Consider the following 18,660-nt stretch of genomic DNA (forward strand, 5'->3'; position numbering starts at 1 on the left):
GGTGACCGTTGCTCTGGTTGATGCGGAAGACGTGAACGGTGCCGGCCTTGTCGGTGACAGCAGAACTGGTGAACAACGAGTAGTTCTCGGTGACCACGTCGTCGGCGATGTTCTGGTACCGGAGCCCGACGTAGTTGCCGGTCGGGTGGCCGGCGAGGATGCTGGAGTTGAAGTTGCCGGTCTCTTCCGTGGTCACCGTGCCCGTGTGGTGCTCGGCGTAGTAGTTGAACGTCCCGGCGGACTGGTCGATCCAATTCGCGAAGAGGATCACGTGTCCGTCGGTCCGGTTGTTCAACGCGTCACCGGGCTTCAGGTCGGAGATGCTGACCTGGCTGGCGACGCTGGGCAGCGAGTCCGTGTTGAGGCTTTCGGTGAGCTGCCAGGCCATGGATATCAGACCCGAGCAATCCTCGCGGTACCGTCCGCCGGTCGCCGAGTCGCTCCACCAGCCGTACGGCGCGTCGATTCCGTGGGGGCTGTACGGCACCTCGTTGTCCGCCCAGTCCTTGGCTCGGTTGACTGCTTGGCTGCGGGTCACCGTCCCACCGGGCGCGGCGTCTTGGCCGAGTGAACCGGTGCTCGTGACGGCCTGCCAGTTGGACACGACCGTGTCGGCGTGTGCCGGAGTGATGGCGACGACCGTCGAGGCCAGGCCGGCGGCGAGCAGGGCGGCAGAGCTGCGGGCCAGGGTCTTCTTGCTGATCAAGATGGCCTTCCTTGAAAAGAGGCACGGCAAAGCCGTACGGAGTGCGGTGTGCGATGTGTTCTGCGGGAGGTTCAGGTCCGCGCCGCGCGACCGGCCAGTTCGGCCAGCACCGCGGCGTCGTTACGGGTGTCGTACGGCTTGGCCCGGGACTCCCAGCTCAGTTCGTCGATGCGCATGAGGACGAGGTCGGATCCGTGCCGGAGCGCGTAGAGGTGATTGGTCTGGACGCCCTCGCTGGACATGCCTTCGACCGCGTTCCACTGCCGTGACCACGCGGTGCCGTCGGCGGTAGTGGCGGTGGTGTTGACCACCGCGTCCGGTGTCGTGTGTGACTTGCCCTGCAGCGAACGGGAGTTGTCCTGGCAGTGGCTCATCGCGGCGAGCAGGTCCTGGTACGCGGCCACGGCGGCCTCGGGCGTGTTGAAGACGAAGGTCTCCTGGATGCCCCGGGTCTGGTCCGACCCGATGAGGCCCTGCTGCTGCCAGGTGGTGGCGTGCTGCACGGTGGCGCACTCGTTGACGGCGATGCCGTGCCCGCTCGGTGAGCGGGTGGTCAGGGGACCGGCCGGCTGCCATGACCGTGCCGCCCAGCCGGGCATCGCAGCCGACGGCGGCTGGACGATCGCGGCCTGCTGTGCGTGCGCGGCCGACGTCTCGCTCGCCTTGGCCGCCGCGGACGCCGGCGAAGGCGCGGCGGGTACGGAGGGCTCGGCCGACGCGGTGGACGGCGCGGCCGTCGGGTTGGTCGAGGAGGAAGGTACGGCTGCGGAGGTGGACGGACGGGCGGCGGCGGTCTGCTGGTGAGCCTGTGTTGGGGCGCCACAGGCGGCAAGGCCGATGGCCGTCCCGAGGGCCAGCAGGCCGGTGACCGTGCCGCGAAGGCCACGAAGGCCGTGGGCAGAGGGACTACTGGGCATGGCATGGCTCCGTCCACATCAGGACGCGCACGATCGGCGCGAGGAGGCGAGGGTGAAGGGTGAAGGGTGTGAAAGGGGCCGGCCACCACCGGCTCGGCGCCGCCGGACCAAGGCCACAGCGATCCTGCCGATCACTGCGCACATTTCGGCAACACACCCTCAACGACCGCCGACACGACTGCCGGGCACCGGTCCGGGCGAGAATCGCAGCTGGTCAGAGCGGCTGTGCGAGCTTGGCCCCGGCCCGCCGCGTAAAGCGCGAAACCGACTTCACCGGAACCGTTCGTGAGCAGTAACATCCGATTAACTGATCGATAACGTGTGTCGGCGCTGAGATGGCCGACGGCTGGGGGGCCACGTGATGAGGTTCGGTCTGCTTGGGACCATAACGGTGCACGATGGTGAACGGGCACTAGAAATCCGCGGCGCCAAGAGCCGGGCGATGCTGGCCGCGCTGCTCTTCCAGGCCAACCGGCCGGTCTCACAGAGCAGTCTGAGGGACGCCCTGTGGGGTGAGGAGCAGCCGACCAGTGCGACCGCGTCGTTGCACAATCACGCGAGGCGACTCCGTCTGTCGTTGGGCGCGATGGGAGGAGAGCGGCTTCGCTCGGTGTCGAACGGGTTTGTGCTGCGGGTCAATGACGGTGAGTCCGATGTCCAGGACTTCACAGCGTTGCTGGCTCGTGCCCGGGTCGCCCGTGAGGAGGGGGATTGGCGGGCTGTAAGTCGGCATACGGCGGCTGCGGGAGAGCTGTGGCGTGGCAGGCCGCTGTCTGATCTGCCCGCGGCTTTCGGCCTGGAGCCGGAGGTGCGGCACCTTCTGCACACTCGTGTTCAGGCGTTGGAGTGGTGGTTCGAGGCTGAGCTGCGGCAGGGGCGGCACTCGGAGCTGGTGCCCGAACTCGCTCGCCGGGTCACTGAGTATCCGCTGCACGAGGCCTTCCACGTCCAGTTGATCACGGCACTCTACCAAAGCGGGCGTCAAGCTGATGCTCTGTCAGCCTTCGAACAGGTCCGAGTCCGGCTGGCCGATGAACTCGGCACCGACCCGGGACCAGCCCTGCGAACCGTCCACCATCAGGTACTGGTCTGCGACCCCGCACTGCTCTGGCAACCCGAACCCGTCTCCGCTGGTGTCGCCGAGACGGCGAACGGCACCGCCGCCGACGGCGCCCAGCCACCGATCCCGTCGACACCACCGGCTACGGCGGGATCCGCTCCCGCGCAGCTTCCTGCCGACACGAGCGACTTCACCGGCCGCGCACGCGAGTTGAAACACGTGATCGACCGACTGACGGCAGCCACGGCCTGCGGCCGTCCCTCCGTCGTGGCCGTCTCGGGCATGGGCGGCATCGGCAAGACCGCCCTCGCTGTCCACGCGGCCCATCAGGTGCGTCACCTGTTCCCCGACGGGCAACTGTACGTGGACCTGCGCGGCTTCGGCGCCGGCGAACCCCGAGACCCGCACGACGTACTGGCCACCTTCCTCACCGACCTCAACCAGACCGCCGACTCCGACGACCAGCGTCGACCGATTCCCGAACACGCCGACGAACGCGCCGCCCTGCTGCGTACCACCCTCGCCAGCCGCCGCGTGCTACTCGTTCTCGACAACGTTCGTGACGCCGCGCAGGCCATGCCGCTGCTGCCCGGCAGTGGACAGTGCGCGGTGGTCGTCACCAGCCGCACCGCACTCACCGACTTGCCCGGCGCCCTCCAGCTCCGCCTGGACCCCCTGAACGTCGAGGAGCAGCGGTCACTGCTCTCCGCCCTCTGCGGATCGGACCGAGTCCAGCAGGACCCGGACGGTGCCCTGCGGCTTCTGGCCACCTGTGCGGGTCTGCCCTTGGCGCTGCGAATCACCGGCGCGCGTCTTGCGGCCCGCCCGGCGTGGTCCCTGACCACGCTGGCACAGCGACTCGACTCCGGCGGCGGACGCCTGCAGGCGCTCTCGACCGGACACCTGGCCGTGCGCGCGACCTTCGCCTCCAGCTACCTCGCCATGCGTGACAGCGGCCGGCCATCGGATCGCGAGGCCGCGCGGGCATTCCGATTGCTGGGCCTGTGGCCTGCGCACCCTCTCTCGTTGCAAGCCGCGGCCGCGTTGCTCGGCGAGGGCGTCGAGGACACCGCCGACGTGTTGGACATCCTGGTCGACGCCCACCTGTTGCAGAACCCGAGCGCCGGCTCGTACCGCTTCCATGCCCTCCTGGGCGAGTTCGCAGCCCAGCAAGCCGTACGGGAGGTGGCCGAGGACGAGCGCAATCGGGCTTTGCTGCGACTGCTCACCTGGTGCTACGCCGCTGCTCACAAAACCAACGTTTCAGATGGACCGCAGTCGGAACTGACATCGCCCCATAGCGCAAGGCCGTGAAGTCAGGGGAGGCTGTACAAGGAACGGCCGACCGCCTTCGGCGTGACCCTGGCTTCAGGGCCAGTTGGTCAGGTGTAGAGCCCGGCCCGGTGCGTCAACACCCGGCCGGCTCGTCCCTTTCCGGCGGGGCGACCCGTTACGGCGGTCACGGTACACCCGGATGGACACGCTCAGCACTCGACTGACTACTCTTGGCGACATGTGCTATTGAGGGGTGGGTGGCACTCGATGCGCCATCAAGTGTCACTCGAACGAGTCGAATTCACCGATTCCCCCTCCTCGGCGCCCGCCGGACCCTAGCCTCGGGAAGCATGAGACGGGGATGGCTGCACCTGCGTCATGCCCGAACAGGCACCGGGGGTGCGGAGTTGACGAACGAGACGTCCCAGCCGCCGACGGCGTGGCGGTACTGCGGCAACCAGATCAAGCTCTGGCGCGAGCGCGCGGGCGTGACCCGCGAGGAACTGGGCAAGGAGTCCAACTACGAATACGAGACGATCAAGTCGATGGAGCAGGGGCGGCGGCGTCCCACGCTGCGACTGCTCGAAGTGGCCGACGAGTTGTGCGGTGCCCGCGGGTTGCTGATCGCTGCGACGGACTATCTGAAACCGGAGAAGTTCGTGCCCTTCGCCGTCGACTTCATGCAGTACGAGGCGGTGGCTACCATGATCAGTTCGTACGAGGGCCAGCTCATCCCGGGCCTGCTCCAGACAGAGGCGACGGCCAGGGCCCTCTTCAACGCCAACTGGCCGCCGCCGGACGACGAGACTCTCGAAGAGCGGGTCGCGACCAGACTGGCACGTCAGTCACTGCTGGAGACGCAGACGAAGTCGTTCTACTTCGTGATCAGCGAAGCCGCCCTGCGCCATCGGGTCAGCGACACGGAGACGCACGTCCAACAGCTCCGCCACCTGCTCGCGGTCGGGGAGCCTCGCCACATCACCATCCAGGTCACACCGGCCACCGGCACGCACCCGGGACTCAACGGTGCGTTCGTCCTCCTGCAGACCCCCGAACACGAGCTGTTCGCCTACGAGGAGGGCCAGGCGATGGGCAGGCTCTACACCGACGCAAAAAAGGTGAGCATGCTGGCTCAGCGCTATGCAATGATCCTGCGACGGGCCCTGAACCCCGAGGATTCCGCACAATTCATCAGCAAGTTGGCGGAGGAGCTATGAGCACCGAGCCGGTGTGGTTCAAGTCCAGCTACAGCGGTACCCAGAGCAGCAACTGCATCGAGGTAGCCGCCTGCCCCGGCACCGTCCACGTCCGCGACTCCAAGGACAAGGACGGCCCCCAACTGGCCTTCACCCCGGCCGCCTGGGCCGAGTTCGTCGCGTACGCCGCCCGGCAGAGCATCGAGTAGCCCCGACGTCCCGCCCGGGCGGGCCGAGTCGGCGGCCGACCACACCGCCGTCCAACTGTTCAACCAGGGAGCCCCGTTGGTACCCCTGTCCGCCGATGAGGCGGTCACCGCCTACCGGCGGACGTACCCGCCGACGGGCGGGGCGGCGGGGTCGTCGTGGCGGTCCAGGCCTGTGGCGCGGTGTTCATGACGAAGTCGAGTTCACCGCCGCCCGTCAGGTCCGTGTGGCTCAGGAAGGGCCTGGCGATGGTCCTGCCGTTCAGGCTGAGCGCCTGGACGTACGGGCTGGACGGCGCGTTCGGGGACGAGATGACCAGCGGGCGGCTGGTGCCGGGGAGGTCGAGGGTCACCTTGTCGAAGAAGGGGCTGCCCACCACGTACTGGCCGGAGGCCGGGTTCACCGGGTAGAAGCCCATCGCGGAGAACAGGTACCAGGCCGACATCTGGCCGCAGTCCTCGTTGCCGGAGAGGCCGTCGGGGGTGTTCTGGTAGTTGCTGTCGGCGATCTGCCGGACCAACTGCTGGGTCCGCCAAGGTCGGCCGGCGTAGTCGTACAGGTAGGGGACGTGGTGGCTGGGCTCGTTCGTCTGGTTGTTGTGTCCGCCGGCGAAGTAGCCGTCGAGCCAGTCGCTGTAGGAGGCGTCACCGCCCTTGAGGGCGATCAGGCCGGGGACGTCGTGCAGCACGTCGTTGGTGTAGACCCACTGGTCGCCCTCGGTCCAGGCGCCGTCGGCCCAGGAGCCGTCGAGGTTGCGGGCCTGCATGAAACCGGTCGCGGCGTTGTACTGCTTCCGGTAGTTCGCGCTGCGGTTCAAGAAGTACGTGGCGTCGGCGGTGTTTCCGGTGGCCTTGGCGACCTGTGCGACGGCCCAGTCCTCGTAGGAGTAGTCCATGGTGCGGGTGCCCGCCTCGGCGGTGTGGTCGGCGGCGACCCAGCCGTTCTTCAGGTAGGTCGTCAGGCCCGCCCGGGCCTCGACGGGGGTGCCCGGCTGCCGGTCGCCGTACCACAGGGTGGTGTCGTCGTCCGGGGGTGTCATCGCGTCCTTGCGGACGGCCTGGTAGGCGAGGTCGAGGTCGAAGCCGTGGAAACCCTTGGCGATGTCCTCGGCGATGATCGAGTCGGCGTTGGTGCCCTCCATGATGTTGGTCTCGGTGATGTTCTTCCACAACGGCAGCCAGCCGCCCTGCTGGTAGTCCTGCAGCATGGAGGTGGCCATGTCGTTGACGCGCTCGGGGGCGAACAGGGTCAGGAACGCGTTCTCGGCGCGGAAGGTGTCCCACAGCGAGTAGCCGGTGTAGCTGACGCCGTTGTGCACCTCGTCGTCGTAGGCGCTGTAGTAGCGGCCTTGCTCGGACATCTCGGACGGGTACTGCAGGGCGTGGAACATCGCGGTGTAGAAGATGGCGAGCTGGTCGGCCGTCGCCCCCTGGATGTGGACCCGGTCGAGCTTGTCCGCCCATGCCGCCCTGGTCCTGGCGGCGGTGGCGTCGAAGCCCCGCCCGTTCGGCACCTCGTCGTCGAGGTTGGCGCGCGCCTGGTCCACGGAGATGAACGAGGTCGCGATCCGCACGGTGACGGTCACCGTGCCGGCCGGGAAGCGCACGTAGCCGACGACGTCCTGGTCGGTGCGGTCGGCCTGGCCGTCGTACTGGGTGGCGCCGGCGGCGGTGCCGTAGCCGGCGAAGGCGGTGTCGAAGCGCGCGACGAAGTACCCCTTGAACCCGGGCGCCTTGAACGGTCCGAGGTTGCTGTCCTGACGGTCGGGGTTGTAGCCGCTGATCTCCTGCTCGGCGGGGTCGATGTGCACGTTCCCGGTGGTCCCGGAACGCGTCGCCTGGATCAGGAAGTTGGTCTCCGTCCTCTGCGGGTAGGTCAGCCGCAGAACACCGACCCGGGAGGTCGCCGTGAGCTCGGCGCGCACGGTCTGGCCCGGCGCGGGGTGCATGTCCACCGTGTACTTGTCGGGCGCGGCCCTCTCATCGCTGTGGCTGTACGGCAGGCCGCGGTCCGCCTCGGCCGTCTTGACGGGGCCGACCCCCGGCATGCCCACCACGTAGCCGGAGTCGCCCATCCAGATCGCGGGCTGATGGGTGCCGATGAAGCCCGTGATCTTCGGATCACCGAAGTGGTACGGCAGCCTGCCGACGTGGTTGTCCCGCGTCATCGGCGACCACCGCGTCATCGCGAAGGGCGGAGCCGTGCTCGGCAGCATGCCGCCGTACTCGGTGTCGCTGCTGCCCGTGGTGCCGATGAACGGGTTGACCAGGTCCACGTCGGACGCGGCGGAGGCGGCGGAGGAGGCCCGCGCGGCCGCGACCGACGGGCTCCCGGCGGCGAGCGGGGGGATGAGCACCGCGAGCAACGCGAGAAGGGCCAAGGTCACCCGGCCGCGCGGAGCGGACTGCAGCCCGCTCGGTCGCGGACCCGGTGCTCCGGACGCGCCGGGGCTCACGATGACGGGCATGGAGCTCTCCAGGGGGTGGCGGGAGAAGAGCGGCTCTGTGAAGGCTAATTGAACAGCGGTCAGCACGTGCTGACGGAAACCAGCGTCCAACCATTCGGTCTAACTCCGGCCTGTCACAGGCTTGATGATCCGGGTACGGATGTTCTCGGCGTTTTGAGATCGCACAGCGCCGACGAGCCCATCCCCCGACCACGTCGGAGGATTCCCGAAATCGGACGGCCAACCCGGCACGCCTGTTCCCCGCCCTCGCCCGTACTCCGAGGGCCCCGGACTCAGCGGCGCAGGGCGGTCTCCCGCTGCATGTGCGACAGCTTCTCGGGGTTGCGCACGGCGTAGAGCCCGGTGATGAGGCCGTCGTCGATGCGCAGCGCCACGACGCTGTCGATCGCGCCGTCGAGCCGGAAGACCAGCGCCGGGTAGCCGTTGACCTGGGCGGGCCGCAGCGACCATGCGGCGGTGATCCTGCCCAGCCCGGCGGCTAGCAGGCGGGCCACCTTGTCGGCCCCCACGATGGGCCGCGGGACGGCCTGCTTCACTCCGCCGCCGTCGCCCAGGAGGACGACGTCCGGCGCGAGGATGTCGAGCAGGCTCTGCAGGTCGCCTGTTTCGGTCGCCCGCTGGAACGCATCGATCACGCCTCGGGTCTCGGCCGGGGAAACGACCCCGCGCGGCCGGCGCGCCGCGACGTGCGCCCGTGCCCGGTGCGCGATCTGGCGGACCGCGGCCGGGCTCTTGTCGACGGCTTCGGCGATCTCGTCGTACCCGAGGTCGAACACCTCGCGCAGCACGAACACCGCCCGCTCGGTCGGCGTGAGCGTCTCCAGCACCAGCAGCATCGCCATCGAGACGCTTTCGGCCAGCTCGACGTCCTCGGCCACGTCGGGCGCGGTGAGCAGCGGCTCGGGCAACCAGGGGCCGACGTAGGACTCCCTGCGGCGGCCGAGCGTACGCAGCCGGATCAGTGCCTGGCGCGTGGTGATCCGGACCAGGTACGCACGCTGCTCCCGCACCGTGCCGAGATCGACGCCCGCCCACCGCAGCCAGGTCTCCTGCAGGACGTCCTCCGCGTCGGCGGCCGAGCCGAGCATCTCGTAGGCGACGGTGAACAGCAGGTTGCGGTGGGCGAGGAACGCCTCGGTGGCGCCTTCCGTGCGTTCGCCGCCGGCGAGCTGCCCGGTCGTGCCCTCTGTGCGCTCGCTGTGTTCGGTCTCCACCGGCTGCTCCTGCCTGTTCGCTCTCGACGGTGCCACGCGCACAGGACACCGGTCACCGCAGATCTGTGACACCCGTGAGCGATGGCGTACGTCACACGAACGCCGCGTCACAGGGGGCGGGTCGCCGGCATCTCGTGTTCGTCCAGTGCGACACCGCAAGTCCAGTGCAACACCACGAGTGAGGACGAAGTCATGGACGCCCGATTCAACATGTTCGAGAACGAGACCGCAGCCAAGTTCTTCAAGCGGTTCGCCAACGCCGCCATGGTGCTCCACCAGTCTCCGCTGCCGCGGTCCACCCAGGAGCTGGTGTCGCTGCGCGCCAGCCAGATCAACGGCTGCGGTTGGTGCGTCGACATGCACACCAAGGACGCCGCGGCCGCCGGTGAGAGCGCGGTCCGGCTCAACCTGGTCGCCGCCTGGCGCGAGTCCACGGTGTTCACCGAGGCCGAGCAGGCCGCGCTGGCACTCGCCGAGGAGGGCACCCGGCTCGCCGACGCCCACCACGGTGTGTCCGACGAGACCTGGGCCGAGGTGCGCAAGCACTACGACGACGACCAGATCGCCGCGCTGGTCTGCCTGGTCTCCGCGATCAACGCGGCCAACCGGCTCGCCGTGATCGTGCACCAGCGGGGAGGCTCCTACGAGCCCGGCATGTTCGCCGCCGCGTTCGGCTGACCGGCAGCCAGATCCGGCCCGGCCCGGGATCATCCGGTCCGGGCCGGGCCCGCGCACGGCCGGGCGGCCGCCTCCTCGTGGGACGGTGTTCTCGAAGCGCCTCGGAGCAGCGGCCCACGGTGGCGATGCCATGGGCTCCCGGGCACTCACCCGCGGCCGTCGGCGTCCCGCCGTGCGACGGTCATGCGCAGCGAGGAGGGTGCCAGCACGGTGCGCAGCACGGGGCGGACGGGGCGGGTGTCCGCGGGTCTGAGGTGCCAGCGGGCGGTGATCGTGGCCACCGCGATGGTGGCCTCGACCAGGCCGAACGTGTCACCGATGCACTTGCGCCGTCCGGCACCGAACGGGAGGAGGCCCTTGCGCTGGGCGGTGGTGACCCGCTCCGGCAGCCAGCGGTCCGGATCGAAGGCCTCCGGCTCGGCGAAGACCTCCGGGTCCCGGTGGAGCGAGTAGCTGCAGAAGAACACGTCACTGCCGGCCGGGATCGCCCTCCCGGCCAGCTCCACGTCCGTGGTGGTGACCCGCGACAGCAGTGCGCCCGGCGGGTAGAGGCGCATGCTCTCGGTCAACACGCGTCTGCAGTACGGGAGTTCGGCTAGATCCCGGTGGGTCGCGGTCCGGCCGTCCAGAACCTCCCGGACCTCGGCCACCAGCTTCTTCCGCACGTCGGGATGCCGGGAGAGCAGGTGGAAGGTCCAGGAGAGCAGGCTGGCGGTGGTCTCTATGCCCGCGAGCAGCACCGACATGATCTGGTCGTGGACCTCGGCGTCGCTCAGCCCGGACCCGTCCTCCTCGCTGCGGGCCGCCATCATCAGCGACAGCAGGTCCCCCTCCTGGTCCGCGCCGCTGCGCCGGTACTGGGCGATCACCTGGTCGACGGATTCGCGCAGGCCGGTCCGGAGCCGTTCGAAGCGCCGGTTCCCGGGCGTCGGCAGCCGGTGCACCCAGGTCACCGGTATCAGGACCCGCCGGTGTAGCGCGGGTAACAGCAGCGGCAGCGCGCGGGCCACCTCCGCCGCGGCCTGGGCGCCCTCCTCGGAAGTCACCAGGGTGCGGGTCGCCACCAGGGAGCTGATCCGCCGCATCTCCTCGTCGAGCGCCAGGGTGCCGCCCGCGCGCCACTGGCCGGTGACCTCCTCCACGCAGGCGCTCATCATCTCGGTGTAGCGCGGCAGCACGGACGGGTGGAACGCCGGCTGCATCAGGGGGCGTTGGCGTACGTGGTCCCGGGCCGGGCAGTTCGCCAGCCCGTTGCCGGTCAGGGACTGGACCGCGTCGAAGTACGAGCCGCCCTTGTCGAACTCCCGGTATCTGCCCACCAGCATGTCGCGGACCAGTTCCGGGGCGGTGACCAGGTACGCGGTACGGGGGCCGAGCCGGACCCCGACCACCGGTCCCAAGTCCCGCGCGGCGGTGAAGAACTCCATGGGGTCGCGCAGGATCCGCCCCAGATGACCGATCAGCGGCAGTGCTCCGCGGGCCATGACAGGTGGTGTGGACGGCACTCTGCCTCCTGAGCCGAGTCGGGAGTTGAGGGCCGCTCCGCAGCAGACCGGCCCACGGGATCAACCAATCTCAACCAGACGGGTCCTGGCCCACCGCGGCTGGACGAAGGGCCGCCCCAGCCCGGAGCCCGGGGCGCGGCAGCCGGCGCGCCGCTCCTCACCGGTGCCGCGCGTCCGGTCCCGCTCAACGTCAACGTAGCGCCAGAGCGCGCGCCTGTCCGGGCCTTCGAGGAGATCGCACAACTCTGTCACCTCCCCCTTCGCCCTCGGAAGCGGTCCTTCCCTTCCCGCGGACGCGCCCGTTCCCCGGCGGACTCCCCATCGCAGCACGCGTCCGGAACGATCGGTACCGCGCCTTCAGGGCGCGCGGAGGCATGCGAGCGCGGCCGCCGGCACACTCCCGTGATCCCCGCCGCCCGCTCCCGACCGCGCGGGAAAGGCTGCCCCGGTAACCTGCGAACCGGTAGCGTTGGAGCCCCGGGAAGCCATCGGGCCAGGTCAGGCGAAGGGATGGTCGGCACAGTGAGCGCGCAGCCCATCGCGTACGGCGACGTGGACCACGAAGCGGCTCTGAAGTACGCCGTACAGCTCATCGACCACCGGTGGGCCCAGGTCATCGAGGGGCGGATCGTCCTGGTGTCTCCGATGTGGGATCACGAGCGGATCGCGGCCAGGATCCGCCGCCAGCTGGATGCCCGGGTGGACGAGCTGGGCTGCATCACCGGCTCGGGCAACCTCGACCTGCCGGGTTCCCAGAACTGGTACCTGCCCGACCTCGCCGTCATCCCCGAGGAGCTGGCCGCCGGCGCCGGCGCCCTGGTACCCGATCAGACGCTCCTCGTGGTCGAGGTGACCTCCGAGTCCAACGGCGACACCGACCGTGTGATCAAGCGCAGGCGCTACGCCCAGTACGGCGCCCCGCTCTACCTCCTGGCCGACCGTCAGAACCGCGAGTGCACCCTGTTCTCCGAGCCGCACGACCTCGGCTACGCGTGCGTGGACGGCCCGCACCCGTTCGGCACGCCGGTCCGCCTGCCGGAGCCGTTCGGCCTCGCGCTGGACACCACGGGCTTCTGACGGCCGGACAGTGAGAAAACACCGAGGGCGGCCCCCTGCCATCGGGAGTGCCGCCCTCGGTCGTCCGGTGGTCCGGTGGTCCGGACCGTCCGTCAGCCGCGCGTGGCCATCGCGCGGAGGAAGAACGTCAGGTTGGCCGGGCGCTCGGCGAGACGCCGCATGAAGTACCCGTACCACTCCTGCCCGTACGGCAGGTAGACGCGCATGGTGTTGCCCGCCTCGGCGAGACGCAGCTGCTCCTCCGGGCGGATGCCGAAGAGCATCTGGTACTCGTAGCTGTCCCGGCTGCGGCCGTTCCACTCGGCCAGCTGGCCGGCGATCTTGATCATGTTGGGGTCGTGCGAGGCGATCATCGGGTAACCCTCGCCCGCCATCAGGACCTTGAGCGCGCGGACGTAGGCCAGGTCCACCTCGTGCTTGCCCTGGAAGGCGACCGACTCGGGCTCCTTGTAGGCGCCCTTGCAGATCCGCACCCGCGAGAGGGGGCCGGAGAAGTCGCGGCAGTCGGCCTCGGTGCGGCGCAGGTAGGCCTGCAGCACGATGCCCAGCCACGGGAAGTCCTCGCGCAGCTCGCGGGCGATCGACAGGGTCGAGTCGGTGGTGGTGTGGTCCTCCATGTCCAGGGTGACGGTGGTGCCCGCCTCCTTGGCCGCCTCGCAGATCCGCCGGGCGTTCTCCAGCGCGATCTTCTCGCCGTCCACCGGCAGGAACTGGCCGACCGCCGAGAGCTTGACCGAGACCTCGGCGTTGGCGGCGAGGCCGGTCTCCTTGAGGGCGGTGAGCAGGTGCTCGTACGCCTCCGCCGTGTCGGCCGCCTGGCTCGCGTCCTTGGTGTCCTCACCGAGGTGGTCGAGGGTGACCTTGCGGCCGGTGGCGACCAGCTCGTCGGTCGCGGCGACGGCCTGGTCCAACAGCTCACCGGCGACGAAGCGCTCGACTATCGCGTGGGTGGGCGGGAACTTCTCGACGACGGTGCGCACCTGCGGGGAGCGGGAGGCGGCGAGGAGGGCGGAGCGGAGCATCGGTACTCCTGGAGATGGTTCAGCAGGCAGGGGAGAGTTGCCGGGGACGGCGGCCACCAGAGGTGCCGCGCGCAGCGCGCCCCGAGAAGGGTGGCGGTGGGCGACGGGCGGGCGCCGTCCCCGGGGGCGGGCTCACCGGCTGATGGCCGGTGAGCCCGGGATCGGGCCGGATCAGCCCATGTGCGGGTAGCGGTAGTCCGTCGGCGGGACGAACGTCTCCTTGATGGAGCGGGTGGACGTCCAGCGGGCCAGGTTCTGCTTGGCGCCCGCCTTGTCGTTGGTGCCGGAGGCCCGGCCGCCGCCGAAGGGCTGCTGGCCGACCACGGCGCCGGTCGGCTTGTCGTTGATGTAGAAGTTGCCGGCCGCGTTGCGCAGCTTCAGCATGGTGCGCTGGACCGCCTCGCGGTCCTGGGCGATGACGGCGCCGGTCAGACCGTACGCGGAGACCGACTCCATCTGGGTCAGCATCTCGTCGTACTTGTCGTCCTCGTAGACGTGGATCGCGAGGATCGGGCCGAAGTACTCGTCCCGGAAGTACTCGCTCGCCGGGTCCTCGCAGACCAGGACGGTCGGGCGGACGAAGTAGCCGACCGAGTCGTCGTAGCTGCCGCCGGCCAGGACCTCGACCTTGGCGTCGGCCCGGGCACGGTCGATCGCGGCCTTGTTCTTTGCGAAGGAGCGGTCGTCGATGACGGCGCTCATGAAGTTCGACAGGTCGGTGACGTCGCCCATGGTCAGGCCCTCGACCTCGTCGCGGAACTCGTCCTTGAGCTCGGCCCAGATCGAGGCCGGGACGTAGGCGCGGGAGAGCGCCGAGCACTTCTGGCCCTGGAACTCGAAGGCGCCGCGGGTCATCGCGGTCTTCAGCACTGCCTTGTCGGCGGACGGGTGGGCGACCAGGAAGTCCTTGCCGCCGGTCTCGCCGACGATCCGCGGGTAGCTGCGGTAGCCGGCGATGTTGTTGCCGACCTCGCGCCACAGGTGCTGGAAGGTCGCGGTGGAGCCGGTGAAGTGGATGCCCGCGAGGGCCGGGTGCTTCAGTGCGACCTCGGAGACGGCCAGGCCGTCACCGGTCACCATGTTGATGACGCCCTTGGGCAGGCCGGCCTCCTCGAAGACCTGCATCAGCAGGTGCGCCGAGAACTGCTGGGTCGGGGACGGCTTCCACACCACCACGTTGCCCATCAGGGCCGGGGCGGTGGGCAGGTTGCCCGCGATGGCGGTGAAGTTGAAGGGCGTGATCGCGTAGACGAAGCCCTCCAGCGCGCGGTGGTCGCTGCGGTTCCACACGCCGGGCGAGGAGACCGGCTGCTCGGCCATGATCTGCCGGGCGAAGTGCACGTTGAAGCGCAGGAAGTCGACCAGCTCGCAGGGGGTGTCGATCTCGGCCTGCTGCGCGGTCTTGGACTGGCCCAGCATGGTCGCGGCGGCCAGCGTCTCGCGCCACGGACCGGCGATCAGGTCGGCGGCCCGCAGGAAGATCGCGGCGCGCGAGTCGAAGGAGAGCGCCTGCCAGGCCGGGGCAGCGGCCAGAGCAGCGTCGACGGCGTCCCGCGCGTCGTCCTGGGTGGCGTTGCGCAGGGTGCCGAGCCGAGCCGCGTGATTGTGCGGCTGGACGACGTGGATCTCGGCGCCGCCGCCCATCCGGCGCTCACCGTTGATCGTCATGGTCAGCTGGATCGGCTCCTGGCCGCCCAGCTCCTTCAGCTTGGCCTCCAGGCGAGCCCGTTCCGGGCTGCCGGGGGCGTAGCTGTGGACCGGCTCGTTCACCGGCGCGGGGACCTGGGTCACAGCATCCATGGCGCTCGCTCTCCTTCTCGTCATGGGTGCCGGCGAGGGTCGCACGCCGGCCATGGACGAACGGTATTCCCCGAGGCAGGAGCACATGATTGGCCGGGCGGCTAAAGTCATTCAGACAGGGTTGTCCGACCGGACGAAGGAGGGTCGAGCCGATGTCGACTTCGACGCCTCCGGCCCCGGGCACCTCCCCGGCCGCGGTGCACGGGCTGCCGCTGCGGCAGCTGCTGATGTCGCTCGGCGAGCCGCTGGTGGAGCTTCAGGCCGCCCCGGCGGGTCTGGACGTACCCGTACGGGACGTGGCCATCCTCGACCCGGAGGACCCGGCCACCGCCTCCCCCGGCGAGCTGGTGCTGGCGATCGGCGCCCGGGGCCGGGCCGCACTGCCCGCACTGCGCGCGGCCGGCCGGGCCGGCGCGGCGGCCGTCGCGGTCAAGCTGGACGCCCCCGGCCAGGCGGACGCGCTGCGCGAGGCGGCCACCGAGGCGGGCGTGGCCCTGCTCTCGGTCCGCCGGGAGACCCGCTGGGAGCACCTGGACTCCCTCGCCCGGGCGATCATCGCCGGCCCGGACGCCCCCGAGACCCCCGAGCACAACGCCGGTGACCTGTTCTCGCTCGCCCAGACCATCGCCGTACTGACCGGCGGCATCGTCTCCATCGAGGACACCTCCAGCCGGGTGCTGGCCTACTCGCGCTCCTCCGACTCCGACGAGGTCGACGACCTGCGCAGGCTCTCCATCCTCGGCTGGCAGGGCCCGGAGCCGTACCTGTCCAAGCTCCGCGAGTGGGGCATCTTCCAGCACCTGCGCAGCTCGGACAGCGTGATCGCGGTCGATCCGCACCCGGAGCTGGGCCTGCGCCGCCGGCTGGCGATCGGCATCCGCGCGGGCGCGCAGCCGCTCGGCACCATCTGGGTCCAGGAGGGCGCCCAGCCGCTCGCCCCGCTGGCCGAGCAGGCACTGGTCGGCGCGGCCCGGGTCGCGGCGGCCCAGCTGGTCCGCCGCCGGCGTGAACTGTCGGCGGACGTACGGCTGACCCAGACCCTGCTCATCGGGCTGCTGGAGGGCTCCACCGGGCCGCAGTCACTGGCCACCCACCTCGGGCTCGACCTGCGCCGCCCGGCCACCGTGCTGGCGTACGCCGCGGACTCCCCGGGCGAGGGCCGCGCCCTGGAACTCGCGATGGGCGAGGTCACCGGCCTGATCTCGGTGCACACCGCCGCCCGGCACCGCAGCGCGCTGCTCGCCCCGATCGACTCCCGGGTGTACGTCCTACTGCCGGAACTGCCCGCCGCGCTGCCGATGACCACCGTGCGCAGCTGGGCGCAGGAGGTGGTCGCGGCGGCCGGGGAGCACCTGGGCATCCGGTTGCGGGCGGCGATCGGCTCCACGGTGGACGGCCTGGCGGCGGTGCCCGAGTCGCGGGCGCAGGCCGACCGGATCCTGGACGCGATGGGCCGCGGCGGGGTCGACCTGGCCGTCGCCGCGCTGATCGACGTCCAGGCGGAGGTACTGGTCAGCGAGGTGCTCGCGCTGCTCCAGGACCGTCCGGGGCTGCGCGATCCCAGGCTGTCCGCACTGATGGAGTACGACCGCCGCCACGGCACCCGGCTCGCCGAGTCGGTGCTCGCCTGGCTGGACGCCCTCGGCGAGGTCCGGGTCGCGGCCGACTCGCTCCACATCCACCCCAACACCCTGCGCTACCGGGTCCGCCGGGCCGAGCAGTTGACCGGCATCGACCTCGCCCAACCGCAGCAGCGCCTGCTCGCGATGCTGCAGCTCCGCCTGCCCGCGGAGGGACCGGCGTAGCCGCGGGCCGCCCAGCTCCGGGGCCGCCCCCCGCCCCCGGGCGAGGCGACCTCCCCTGCATCCGGCGGACTCCGCGTCACCGGTGAACCCGGCACGGGTCCAACCACACCCCAGGGCGGGACTTTACCCACCGATTCCCCGCACATGACTATTGCTTTGCGAACTCCCCCCGGCGCATCATGAAACCGCCCCGGGCGCCCATCCGGACCGCCCTGAGCGCGGTGCTCCCGCACGCCCGCGCCGGCCGGCGTCCGCGCGCGCCCCGGGGTCCAACTCCACTACCCCACCGGCCCGTTCAGTGCCGGCCACGTTCCACCCGCCACCGCTCCCACGCCGTCAGCCACGCCTCCTCCGCACCGGAGGCGTTGCGCACCAGCCCCGACCACAGCTGCTCCCAGGCCCGCTGCGCCGGCAGGCTGGGCACCTCGCTCGCGAACACCGTGTACCGGATCACCTCCTCCACCGCGGCCCGGCCCTCGGGCGTGCCGACGGCCCAGTCCGCCTGCTGGGCCAGCCTGGTTAGGTGGTTGACCATGGTGGTGACCGCCTCGGCGGCCTCCTCCCTGGTCTCCGAGGCCAGCCTCATCTGCTGCCGCAGGGCGGCCTCCCAACGGACCGCCGCCGCCTCGCCGCGCGAACGCCTCGGCACCCGGGGCGGCCGGTCCTCACGGATCCGCGCGGCGATCGCCAGTGACTCGCGCACCGCGTGCTCCACCACCGCCCGGTGCGCCTCCATTCCTGCCACGGGCGGGAGTTCACGCTCCTCGAGGGCGGCTGGGTCGGCCTGTCGGGCGGCCAGCTTCCGCATCAGCTCGGTCCGGCCGAGGACGTAGCGCTCGAAGTCGTCGATCCGCTTCAGCTCGACGCCGCCCGGCGGCACCCCCCGCCCGGTCACCGTCACGGTGACGCCGCCCACCCGCAACCGCCCGGCCCAGACGGGCCCGCGCCGGCCCTCCTCCTCGCCCCGGGACGCCGCGCCCGCGCCGGACTCCACGCCGAGCACCGCCTCCGAGACCGCGTCGGCGAGCCGGCACTCCGGACTGCGGTGCCGATCCTCCTGCCTGGCCCGGTCCTCGTGGATCTGGACGGCCCTCGGCTCGCCCTCCACGGTGATCCACTCACGCACCGCCCGTACGCTGCCGGGCCCGTCACCCTCGTCGATGCCCAACTGCTCGAAGAGCCGGTCGCGTTCGTCCTCGACCACGTCCTCCAGCTCGGGCAGCTGCGCGACATCGACCCCGGGCCGGTAGGTGCGGACGGTGACGTACGGCCCCTCGACCGAACTCCAGTCGCCGGACCGCACCTCGACCCAGCGCAGCCGGCCGCCGCAGAACCCGTACTCGGCCAGGGCGTCACTGTCCTGGCAACTCTCCGCCGCCTCGGCACCGCGACCCGACGGCGTGTTCTCGCCGCCGCGAGCCGGGTCCGCGCGATGCACTCCCCCGCCCCTGGAGGCACGATCCACCCCGTAGACCGGGAAGTCCGCGTGCGCGAGCACCTGGCGGCTGTACCCCTCCTGGTCGGCGTGGAGGTCCTCGGGTTCCTGGGGCCTGCTCGCGCTCTGCCTCTTCATCTGCCGCACCCCCGCGTGTTTCACCCGACCGTCGAACCCGGCCGCCACCGCGCCGGGCCCGGCCCGGCACACCGGCGCCGCGTCTCCCCCACGATACGTGGGAAGGACCTGCCGAAGCATCAGCTTCCCTCGTACGGTGGGCAGATGACCGACCCGGC

The 18,660-nt window shown here is 70.6% G+C and carries 14 protein-coding genes; 6 read left to right on the forward strand and 8 right to left on the reverse strand.

Annotation, left to right across the window (positions count from 1 at the left end; genetic code table 11):
- Both ACZ5ON_RS28530 and ACZ5ON_RS28535 read right to left on the reverse strand, forming a co-directional pair.
- Nucleotides 1-706 (reverse strand): NlpC/P60 family protein (locus tag ACZ5ON_RS28530; RefSeq protein WP_465598709.1); only part of this gene is annotated, 706 nt, incomplete at its 3' end.
- A gap of 71 nt (nucleotides 707-777) precedes the next feature.
- The gene (locus ACZ5ON_RS28535) at nucleotides 778-1,623 is read right to left on the reverse strand and encodes a hypothetical protein (protein WP_465598711.1); all 846 of its coding nucleotides are present in this window, start codon (nucleotides 1,621-1,623) and stop codon (nucleotides 778-780) included.
- Between the two features lie 442 nt (nucleotides 1,624-2,065).
- On the opposite strand from ACZ5ON_RS28535, the gene ACZ5ON_RS28540 reads away from it, so the two are divergent.
- The 3 genes from ACZ5ON_RS28540 (at nucleotide 2,066) to ACZ5ON_RS28550 (ending at nucleotide 5,363) form a co-directional block, all read left to right on the forward strand.
- Nucleotides 2,066-3,997 carry an AfsR/SARP family transcriptional regulator gene (locus ACZ5ON_RS28540; RefSeq protein WP_465598713.1) on the forward strand — a complete coding sequence of 644 codons (1,932 nt, stop codon included), beginning with the start codon at nucleotides 2,066-2,068 and terminating at the stop codon, nucleotides 3,995-3,997.
- A 368-nt stretch (nucleotides 3,998-4,365) separates the two neighbouring features.
- Nucleotides 4,366-5,175, forward strand: a complete 810-nt coding sequence (locus ACZ5ON_RS28545; RefSeq protein WP_465598715.1) for a helix-turn-helix domain-containing protein — start codon at nucleotides 4,366-4,368, stop codon at nucleotides 5,173-5,175.
- Nucleotides 5,172-5,363, forward strand: a complete 192-nt coding sequence (locus ACZ5ON_RS28550) for a DUF397 domain-containing protein (RefSeq protein ID WP_465598717.1) — start codon at nucleotides 5,172-5,174, stop codon at nucleotides 5,361-5,363. Before ACZ5ON_RS28545 ends, ACZ5ON_RS28550 begins: the two co-directional genes overlap by 4 nt.
- Before the next feature lie 104 nt (nucleotides 5,364-5,467).
- On the opposite strand, the gene ACZ5ON_RS28555 is transcribed toward ACZ5ON_RS28550, so the two are convergent.
- Nucleotides 5,468-7,828 (reverse strand): GH92 family glycosyl hydrolase, encoded by a 2,361-nt coding sequence (locus tag ACZ5ON_RS28555; RefSeq protein WP_465598719.1) that lies wholly within the window; start codon nucleotides 7,826-7,828, stop codon nucleotides 5,468-5,470.
- A gap of 272 nt (nucleotides 7,829-8,100) precedes the next feature.
- A complete protein-coding gene (locus ACZ5ON_RS28560) occupies nucleotides 8,101-9,042 on the reverse strand; it encodes an RNA polymerase sigma-70 factor (RefSeq protein WP_465598721.1) in 942 nt (313 codons plus the stop codon).
- Between the two features lie 192 nt (nucleotides 9,043-9,234).
- Between ACZ5ON_RS28560 and ACZ5ON_RS28565 the strand changes: the two genes are divergently transcribed.
- On the forward strand, nucleotides 9,235-9,720 hold the full coding sequence (locus tag ACZ5ON_RS28565; RefSeq protein WP_465598723.1) for a carboxymuconolactone decarboxylase family protein: 486 nt from the start codon (nucleotides 9,235-9,237) through the stop codon (nucleotides 9,718-9,720).
- Between the two features lie 146 nt (nucleotides 9,721-9,866).
- Here ACZ5ON_RS28565 and ACZ5ON_RS28570 read toward each other — a convergent pair whose 3' ends face one another.
- Nucleotides 9,867-11,204, reverse strand: a complete 1,338-nt coding sequence (locus tag ACZ5ON_RS28570) for a cytochrome P450 (RefSeq protein WP_465598726.1) — start codon at nucleotides 11,202-11,204, stop codon at nucleotides 9,867-9,869.
- 543 nt (nucleotides 11,205-11,747) lie between these two features.
- On the opposite strand from ACZ5ON_RS28570, the gene ACZ5ON_RS28575 reads away from it, so the two are divergent.
- Nucleotides 11,748-12,302: a Uma2 family endonuclease gene (locus ACZ5ON_RS28575; protein ID WP_465598728.1), complete on the forward strand. Its 555-nt coding sequence runs from the start codon at nucleotides 11,748-11,750 to the stop codon at nucleotides 12,300-12,302.
- A gap of 92 nt (nucleotides 12,303-12,394) precedes the next feature.
- On the opposite strand, the gene ACZ5ON_RS28580 is transcribed toward ACZ5ON_RS28575, so the two are convergent.
- Together ACZ5ON_RS28580 and pruA are read right to left on the reverse strand one after the other, a co-directional pair.
- Nucleotides 12,395-13,324, reverse strand: a complete 930-nt coding sequence (locus ACZ5ON_RS28580) for a proline dehydrogenase family protein (protein ID WP_465598731.1) — start codon at nucleotides 13,322-13,324, stop codon at nucleotides 12,395-12,397.
- Between the two features lie 171 nt (nucleotides 13,325-13,495).
- Nucleotides 13,496-15,124 (reverse strand): L-glutamate gamma-semialdehyde dehydrogenase, encoded by a 1,629-nt coding sequence (gene pruA / locus ACZ5ON_RS28585; protein ID WP_465598733.1) that lies wholly within the window; start codon nucleotides 15,122-15,124, stop codon nucleotides 13,496-13,498.
- 152 nt (nucleotides 15,125-15,276) lie between these two features.
- Between pruA and ACZ5ON_RS28590 the strand changes: the two genes are divergently transcribed.
- Nucleotides 15,277-16,929, forward strand: a complete 1,653-nt coding sequence (locus tag ACZ5ON_RS28590) for a PucR family transcriptional regulator (protein ID WP_465598735.1) — start codon at nucleotides 15,277-15,279, stop codon at nucleotides 16,927-16,929.
- Nucleotides 16,930-17,224: 295 nt separating this feature from the next.
- Here ACZ5ON_RS28590 and ACZ5ON_RS28595 read toward each other — a convergent pair whose 3' ends face one another.
- The gene (locus ACZ5ON_RS28595; protein ID WP_465598737.1) at nucleotides 17,225-18,502 is read right to left on the reverse strand and encodes a hypothetical protein; all 1,278 of its coding nucleotides are present in this window, start codon (nucleotides 18,500-18,502) and stop codon (nucleotides 17,225-17,227) included.
- Between the last annotated feature and the right edge of the window lie 158 nt (nucleotides 18,503-18,660).

The sequence above is a fragment of the Kitasatospora sp. NPDC032150 genome, assembly GCF_055579945.1.